Genomic DNA, 2,885 nt, shown 5'->3' on the forward strand with positions numbered 1-2,885 from the left:
GTAAAATAGAAAGAAGCTACAACAATAGTTTTTAACGTTGCCCTTTAATTATACTCAGTTGCTTTAAATTTGCGGCGTTGTTATAATTAAATTGATATACACCATCGTCTCCTGTAACGATTAAAGATTTAGGGCCTGCAATAACATCAAAGCTTTTGATGTTAGTCAAATGCTGCAACATGTTGTTGCCTATTTTGGTTTTATCGGTAATATTGAAGCTCTTTATTCCATAATTGCCTTCGCAGAGAAACAGATTATCGCCACTGGTGCTTAGGCCGTGTGGATTTTGCATAGCATAAACTGCAATCTGTTTCGGTTTGGTGGGATCTTCTATATCTATAACTTCCAATTGATTGCTTGCTTGCATGCACATATTGCCTGTGCGTAAGGTAACGTAAGCATATTTGCCTTGTACAACAACAGGGTCGCAGGCAAAAATATGGCTGTAAGTAGATAGTTGTACGGGATTAGCCGGATCKGTAGCACTAAAAATGTGCATACCTCTATTGGTACCTATAAATAATTTATTCTCGTATGGAAAGATGGTTTCGACACCCCAACCTAAGGGAATAGCCTTTAAGAAAGTTGGGCTCGATGCAGTCTTAACATCAAACAGACTTAAATTATTCATACCAACAGTATATAAATAGTCATTCATTAAGGTAAATCTGGCCATCGAGCCACCTTGTCCAGAAGAGTTGCTGCTATACGCGGAAATGTCGTAATATAGCTTTTCCTTGTATGTTTCTTTCTTTACCAGGGTATCTTTATAAATGTAGAGATATTTTTGAGTGCCGGTGGTATACAATTGATTGAAAACATCAGTTACTCTCTTAACTTGTTTGATATTGCCCATATTTGAGAGATCAAAAGCGAGCAAATCAATAAAATTGTCGGCGTAAAGGATATTGTTGTGGATCGCTAAATCTACGTTTCCCGGAATTTGTAGAAAACCCACGTTTACCGGAGCACCCGGATTAGCATTGTTGTAGATATGAATACCTTCATTTGGTTCATTAATGAAAAGATAATCGTTATAAATGTATATTTTTCCGGTTTTTTTGGCAGGAATAGCTTTTGTCATACCTACAGGTAAAGCCCTCATTTGCTGAACCGAAATCATTTTTACAATCTTTATCATTTCATACTCGTCTTTTTTGCATCCTATAAATACAGCGAAAACAAGTAGGAGGAGTAGTGCGTTAATTAGACTTTTTTTCATATTTGGAGTGTTTGGTTATTAAACGTAAGGAATTAATCAAACGCTACAGCATCGGACTTAAATATTAATTATCAACCTGAACTCGATTAATAACATGCTTTTAAAGATCTTCTGTAGATATTTTCAACTCACCGTCGTCACCCTGAATTTATTTCAGGGTCTATCTAGCAGGAAAGATGCTGAAACAAGTTCAGCATGACGATCGCGTTAGAAAAAGAGACTAAAATTGATCACAATGGGTAAATATTAATCGAACTAAGGTTATTAGGTATTTATCCGATCGTAACTGAAATCTAAAACAATAAAAAAGGCTATCCAAATTATTTGAATAGCCTCCTTGTGTCATTAAGTATAGAAATACTTTTACTATTCTGAAAACTCAAACGTTTCCATAAATTTCGTAGTGAAATTTCCTGCCCTAAAGTTCGGATCTTTCATCAATTGAAGATGGAATGGAATAGTTGTTTTTACACCTTCAATTACAAATTCGCCTAACGCACGCTCCATGGTACAGATTGCCTCTTCGCGTGTTTGTGCCACACAGATTAATTTAGCAATCATAGAATCGTAGTTAGAAGGAATTGAATATCCTGCATAAACGTGCGTATCAACGCGAACACCATGGCCACCCGGAGAGTGGAAATTGGTGATCCGCCCTGGTGACGGACGGAAGTTATTTGCTGGATCTTCTGCATTGATACGGCACTCGATTGCGTGCATATCAGGGAAGTAATTTTTACCCGAAATTGGAATTCCGGCAGCAACTTTAATCTGTTCTTTGATTAAATCGAAGTTGATTACTTCTTCAGTAACCGGATGCTCTACCTGGATACGGGTGTTCATTTCCATAAAGTAGAAGTTACGGTGTTTATCAACCAGGAATTCGATTGTACCAGCACCTTCGTAATTTACGGCCATTGCACCTTTAATAGCTGCTTCTCCCATTCTTACACGGAGTTCATCTGTCATAAAAGGAGAGGGAGATTCCTCTACCAATTTCTGGTGACGGCGTTGAATAGAACAATCGCGCTCTGATAAGTGACATGCTTTGCCAAACTGATCTCCGATAATCTGGATCTCGATGTGACGTGGATCTTCGATATATTTTTCTAAATATAAACCATCGTTACCGAAAGCTGCACCAGATTCCTGACGGGCACTATCCCATGCATTTTCGAAATCTTCGTCTTTCCAAACTACCCGCATACCACGGCCACCACCACCGGCGGTTGCTTTTAGAATAACAGGGTAGCCCATTTCATTCGCAATTGCAATACCTTCTTTAACGCTGGTAAGTAAACCTTCAGATCCTGGAATGGTTGGTACACCGGCAATTTTCATGGTTTCTTTTGCAGAGGCTTTATCGCCCATGCCATTGATCTGCTCTGGAGTTGCACCAATAAATTTGATGTTGTACTCGCGGCAGATGTTAGAAAACTTAGCATTTTCTGATAAGAAACCATAACCTGGGTGTATGGCATCGGCATTGGTTAATTCTGCTGCCGAGATAATATTTGGAATATTTAAATATGAATCTTTACTAGGAGGGGGGCCAATACAAACAGCCTCATCAGCAAAACGTACGTGTAAACTTTCGCGATCTGCGGTAGAGTAAACAGCAACCGTTTTGATGCCCATTTCCTTACAGGTACGGATAATACGC

Annotated in this window: 2 protein-coding genes; both read right to left on the reverse strand. The window is 38.8% G+C overall.

Annotated elements, in window-relative coordinates; all coding sequences use genetic code 11:
- Positions 1 to 31 precede the first annotated feature (31 nt).
- Positions 32 to 1,222 carry an LVIVD repeat-containing protein gene (locus AC1DPQ_RS23415; RefSeq protein WP_477611037.1) on the reverse strand — a complete coding sequence of 397 codons (1,191 nt, stop codon included), beginning with the start codon at positions 1,220 to 1,222 and terminating at the stop codon, positions 32 to 34.
- Between the two features lie 366 nt (positions 1,223 to 1,588).
- Positions 1,589 to 2,885: acetyl-CoA carboxylase biotin carboxylase subunit (gene accC, locus AC1DPQ_RS23420; protein ID WP_477611038.1), on the reverse strand; the 1,297-nt coding region annotated here is incomplete at its 5' end.

The organism is Pedobacter sp. 01T416_2 (assembly GCF_056398925.1).